This window comes from Streptomyces sp. NPDC059900 (assembly GCF_050270335.1).
Classification (GTDB): domain Bacteria; phylum Actinomycetota; class Actinomycetes; order Streptomycetales; family Streptomycetaceae; genus Streptomyces.
On sequence record NZ_JBNNJZ010000549.1, the window covers coordinates 1 to 5,322 of the forward strand.

Genomic DNA, 5,322 nt, shown 5'->3' on the forward strand with positions numbered 1-5,322 from the left:
GGTCACCGTGGGGGCGAGCAGCCCCTCGCCCGCGGCCACCACGCGTACCGCGTCGAAGAGGCGCTCGGCCGTGACGTCCTTGAGCAGGAAGCCGGCGGCGCCCGCGCTCAGGGCGTCGTACACGTGCTCGTCCAGGTCGAAGGTGGTGAGGATCAGCACGCGCGTGCCGGACCCGGCGAGCCGCCCGGTCGCCTCGATGCCGTCCATCACCGGCATGCGTACGTCCATCAGGACCAGGTCGGGCAGCAGTTCCCGGCAGAGCTCGACCGCCTGCGCGCCGTCGGCGGCCGTACCGACGACGGTGAAGTCGGGCTGGGTGGCGAGGAGTCCGGCGTATCCGGCGCGCACGACTTCGTGGTCGTCGGCGATGACGAGGCGCAGGGGTGCGGCGGCGTTGGGGGTGCCGGGGGTACGGGGAGTGCCGGGGGCACGGGAAGCCTCGGGGGCACTGGGGTCACCGGGAGTGCCGGGTGCGCCTGAAGCGTTGGGGCTGCTCATGCGGCATGCTCCCTCACCGGCGCCGGGAACGTCGCCTCGATCAGGAAACCGCCGCGCCTCGCGGGCCCCGCACGCAGCTCGCCGCCGACCATCGCGGCGCGCTCCCGCATGCCGACCAGGCCGTGCCCCTCGCCGAGGCCGGCCGGCAGGTGCGGGCTCGGCCCGTTGTCGCGCACGCGCAGACGCAACGCGTCGTGGCTGTAGCGGAGTTCGACGTCCACGGCGGCGCCCGGAGCGTGCCGCCGGGTGTTGGTGAGGGCTTCCTGCACGATGCGGTACGCGGTGAGTTCGAGGCCGGGATCCAGCGCGCGTACCGGCCCCTCGACGATGAGGCGCACGGCGGCGGCCGACGCGTCGCGCGCCTCGTCGACGAGTTCGCCGAGCTGTTCCAGGCCCGGCTGTGGCCTGCGGTCCGCGGCGCTGTCCCCCGCGTCCTCGCGCAGCACGCCGAGCAGTCTGCGCATCTCGGTGAGCGCGGTGCGGGCGGTGTCGCCGATGGCCAGGAAGCGCTCGGCGCCGACGGCGGGCAGTCCCTCGGTGGTCAGCCGGGCGGTCTCGGCCTGCACCGCGATCATCGAGATGTGATGGGCGACGACATCATGCAACTCCCTTGCTATACGGGCCCGTTCGCCCCGCGCGGCGTGTTCCAGAAGCGTGTCCGCGATGGCCTGTTCGGCCGCGCTGTGCACGAGGGCGGTGTCCCGCGCGCTCCCCGCGAGACCGATACCGGCGGCGACGGCGGCGCACACCGCCGTCAGGACGGCGAGCGTCCCGTGCCCCGCGCCGGAGGCCGCGTAGACGATGAAGGGCAGGGGAAGCAGGGCGGCCAGGTACTTCAGACCCCGGCGTCCGGTCTGATGCAGCGCGACGAGCAGCGCGCACAGACCGGCGACCGTCAGCACATGGAACGGCGCGAGGGAGAGCATGCCCGCCGCACCGGCGACGACGGCCGCGGCGGCGAAGAGACCACGGGGCAGCCTCATGGGGGTGGTGGAGTGCGCTCGGCCCAAGGCCGATCCGGCGGCCGACGCGATGTTCCCGCTCGTGAGCACCACGACCGGCAGCGTCGTCCCCAACGCGAGCGACAGGGCCAGGGGCAGCGGAACCTCTCCGTCCGCGCGCAGCAGTACTTCGCTCACGGCGCCGACCGCCAGCAGCGTCGCGGCCACTACCGGAGTCTCCGGCCGGCGCGCGAGGCGACCGCGTCCGAACCCCGCCGAGGAAACCGCCGAGAACGCCGCCGCGGCCCCCGCCCCGAGTCCCGCCCTGGATCCCGCTCTGGATCCCGCTCTGGATCCCGCTCTGGAAGATTTCGCCCTCACGCGCTCATTGTCACCGGCCGAGGGCCCGTAGGAGTCCCTCACGTGAGGGATACGAAGACGGCTCCACCGCGTGACGACCCGCGGGCCCGGCGTCTCTAGCCTCGCTTCCCATGGATGGCATCACAGCAACAACCGATGGTTCCGAAGCGGCCATCGAAGTGCGCGGACTGCGCAAGCGGTTCGGTTCCGTCACCGCCGTCGACGGCCTCTCCTTCACCGTCACGCCGGGCCAGGTCACCGGGTTCGTCGGTCCCAACGGCGCCGGCAAGTCGACCACCATGCGCATCGTCCTCGGCCTGGACTCCGCGGACGAGGGAGGCGCCCTCATCGGCGGGCGCCCTTACCGGGAGCTGCGCACCCCCCTGCTCGAAGTGGGCTCGCTGCTCGACGCCGCCGCCGTGCACCCCAGCCGCCGGGGACGCGACCATCTGCTGTGGATGGCGCACTCGCACCGGCTGCCGGCGCGGCGCGTCGACGAAGTCCTCGAACTCGTCGGGCTCGGGCAGGCCGCCCGGCGCAGGGCGGGCGGCTACTCGCTCGGCATGCGGCAGCGTCTGGGCATCGCCGCGGCGCTGCTCGGCGATCCGCCGGTGCTGCTCTTCGACGAACCCGTCAACGGGCTCGACCCGGAGGGCATCCGGTGGATCCGCGGCTTCCTGAAGTCCCTTGCGGCCGAGGGGCGTGCCGTGCTCGTCTCCAGTCACCTGATGAGCGAACTGGAGGACACCGCGGACCACTTGGTGGTGGTGGGCCGCGGGCGCGTCATCGCCGACACGAGCGTACGAGAGCTCCTTGCCGCTGCGTCCGGCGACCGCGTCGAGGTGCGGACGACCGAGCGGGCGACGGCGATGACCGTCCTCGCGGGCGCCGGGGCGAGTGTCGCGGCCACCGGACGGGACACGCTGACCGTCTCCCGTCTGGAAGCGGCGCGCGTGGTGGAGTTGCTCGGCGGCGCCGGCGTCGCCTTCTCCGGGGTCGCCGCGCACCGGGCCACGCTCGAAGAGGCGTACATGGAACTGACCAGGGGCGACGTGGAGTTCGCCGCGGAGGCTCCGGTCGGGGAGGGCTCGCGATGACGACCACCATGACGCCGCCCCGCCGTTCCGGCACGGTGACGGCCGGCCACGACGGCTTCCCGCAGCTGTTGCGCGCCGAGTGGACCAAACTGCGCACGGTGCGCCGCTGGGGGCTCACCCTGCTCGCCGGGGTCCTGGTGACCGTGCTCATCTCCCTTTTCTCCGCGTCCAGTTCGGGCGTCCAGATCGCGGGCGGCGGTGCGCCCCCGCCCACCGGTCCCGGCGGCGTCTCCATCCGTGACGACTTCACCTTCGTGCACCGCACGCTGCCGGCCGACGGCAGCATCACGGCACGGGTGACGGGTCCCACCGGCGTCGGTAAGGACCGGGCGCCCGGCTGGGCCAAGGCCGGGGTGATCGTCAAGGAGAACACCGAGAGCGGGTCCGACTACGCGGCGCTGATGATCACCCCCGGCCACGGGGTGCGCTTCCAGCACGACTTCACCCGCGATGCTGCGGGCGGCGCCGCGTCCGCGGACGAGCCGCACTGGCTGCGGCTGACCCGGTCGGGCGGCACGGTCACGGCGTACACGTCGGCCGACGGCCGCGACTGGGAGAAGACCGGCACCGCCGGGCTCGACAAGTCGACGGGCGCGGTCCCGGTCGGTCTCTTCGTGGCGTCGCCCGACGTCCAGTCGACGAAGCGCGAGTTCGGCAATGTGTCGGTCAGCGACCACCCGTCGCGTTCCACCGCGCGCTTCGACGAGGTGACGGTCAAGGGCGCGGCGAGCGGAGAGGACTGGCGGCGGACCGACGTGGGCGGGGCAGGCGGCGGCCCGGCCCACCGCGACCAGGGCGAGCTGCGCCGTTCCGGCCCCGGCGGCACTACGTTCGCGATCACCGGCTCCGGTGACATCGCTCCCGGCGCGCCCATGCAGCCCGACCTCGTCGCGACCGCCCTGAACGGCTCGCAGCTGGGGCTCGTCCTGATCGCCGCGCTCGGCGTTTTGTTCATCACCGCCGAGTACCGGCGGGGCATGATCCTCACGACGTTCACGGCGAGTCCGCGGCGCGGCCGGGTCCTGGTCGCCAAGGCGGTGGTGATCGGCGCCGTCGCGTTCGCCGCCGGGCTCGTGGCGTCCGTCGCCTCGTTCCTTCTCAGCATGCCCGTGCTGCGGGCGAACGGTCACAAGCCGCCGCGGTTCCCCGAATTCTCGCTGGCCGACGGTCCCGTTCTGCGTGCCGTGCTGGGCACCGCGGCCCTGCTCGCCCTGATCGCCGTACTCGCCCTGGCGCTCGGTGCGCTGCTGCGCAGCACCGCCGCCGCGATCACCACCGTCGTCGTGGTGATCGTCCTGCCGCTGATCCTGGTCAGCGTGCTGCCGCTCGGCCTCTCGCAGTGGCTGCAACGGCTCACGCCGGTCGCCGGGTTCGCGATCCAGGAGACGACGCCGCGCTACGACCAGGTGGCGAGCCTGTGCCTCCCGGAAGACGGCTGCTATCCGCAGGGCGCGTGGACCGGTATCGCGACGCTGGCCGCGTACGCCGTCGTGCTGCTCGCCGTCGCGGTGTGGCGCATCCGGAAGAGGGACGCGTGAACGCCGGGCGCGGGGTGCGGGAGGGCCGCGGGGCGGGTGTGCGGGACGGTCGCGGGGCGGGCCTGCGGGATGGTCGGGCGCTCGGCGCGGTGCATGCCGAGTGGACCAAGCTCCGTACGCTGCACAGCACTTGGTGGCTCCTGTTCGCCGTGGTGGCCCTGACCGTCCTGGCGGGCGCGGCCACCGCCGCGTCGCTGACCGCCGGGGACTGCCCGGTCCCGGCCCAGTGCCACGAGGACACCGTCAAGCTCAGCCTCACGGGGGTCTGGCTCGGTCAGGGCGCGGTCGTCGTCCTCGCGGTGCTCACGATGAGCGGCGAGTACGGCACGGGCACCATTCGTACGACGCTGACGACCGAGCCGGGCCGCCTGCGGCTGCTCGCCGCCAAGGCCCTCGTGCTGTGCGCCCTGACGGCGGCGGCCGGCGCCGTCGGAGTGATCGGCTCGCTCCTGGCGGGCCGGATGCTGCTCTCCGCCGACGGCTTCGTGATGCCCGGCCTCACCGAAGGCCCGGTCCTGCGCGCGGCCGTCGGCACGGTCCTCTACCTCACGCTCGCCGCGCTGATCGGCCTGGGCGCGGCCTCCGCGCTGCGCGACACGGCGACCGCCGTCACCGCGGTCCTCGGCCTCTTCTACGCCTTTCCGCTGCTCGCCGGGCTGCTCGCGGACCCCGACTGGCAGGACTACGCGCGGCGGGCGGCCCCCGCGACGGCCGGGCTCGCGATCCAGTCGACCGTCGACCTGGACCGGCTGCCGATCGGGCCGTGGGCCGGGATCGGGGTGCTCGCCTTGTACGCGGGCGCGGCGCTGCTCGCGGGCGGGGCGGTGCTGCGCATGCGGGATGCCTGAGGGCAGGCCCCGGGACCTTCGCCCATGGACAGTGCGCGAG

The 5,322-nt window shown here is 73.8% G+C and carries 5 protein-coding genes; 3 read left to right on the forward strand and 2 right to left on the reverse strand.

Translation table 11 applies throughout. The annotated features are described in order from the left end of the window. Window positions 1-498, reverse strand: a 498-nt coding sequence (locus tag ACQKIP_RS38715; protein WP_427745220.1) for a response regulator, incomplete at its 3' end; no start/stop codon positions are given. After that, window positions 495-1,667 (reverse strand): sensor histidine kinase, encoded by a 1,173-nt coding sequence (locus tag ACQKIP_RS38720; RefSeq protein ID WP_365862351.1) that lies wholly within the window; start codon window positions 1,665-1,667, stop codon window positions 495-497. The genes ACQKIP_RS38720 and ACQKIP_RS38715, both read right to left, overlap by 4 nt. 263 nt (window positions 1,668-1,930) lie before the next feature. Between ACQKIP_RS38720 and ACQKIP_RS38725 the strand changes: the two genes are divergently transcribed. The 3 genes from ACQKIP_RS38725 to ACQKIP_RS38735 are packed head-to-tail and all read left to right on the forward strand — an operon-like array spanning window position 1,931 to window position 5,282. After that, window positions 1,931-2,896 (forward strand): ABC transporter ATP-binding protein, encoded by a 966-nt coding sequence (locus ACQKIP_RS38725; RefSeq protein WP_365862349.1) that lies wholly within the window; start codon window positions 1,931-1,933, stop codon window positions 2,894-2,896. Beyond that, window positions 2,893-4,434 (forward strand): DUF1349 domain-containing protein, encoded by a 1,542-nt coding sequence (locus ACQKIP_RS38730; RefSeq protein WP_365862347.1) that lies wholly within the window; start codon window positions 2,893-2,895, stop codon window positions 4,432-4,434. The genes ACQKIP_RS38725 and ACQKIP_RS38730 overlap by 4 nt, the downstream gene beginning before the upstream one ends. After that, entirely contained in the window at window positions 4,431-5,282 is an 852-nt protein-coding gene (locus ACQKIP_RS38735) for an ABC transporter permease subunit (protein ID WP_365862345.1), read from the forward strand. The genes ACQKIP_RS38730 and ACQKIP_RS38735 overlap by 4 nt, the downstream gene beginning before the upstream one ends. Window positions 5,283-5,322: the final 40 nt, after the last annotated feature.

Excerpts from the sequence above, each read along its gene's own strand:
- ACQKIP_RS38725 (WP_365862349.1), top strand. The coding sequence starts at position 1,931 with ATGGATGGCATCACAGCAACAACCGATGGTTCCGAAGCGGCCATCGAA.
- ACQKIP_RS38730 (WP_365862347.1), top strand. The coding sequence starts at position 2,893 with ATGACGACCACCATGACGCCGCCCCGCCGTTCCGGCACGGTGACGGCC.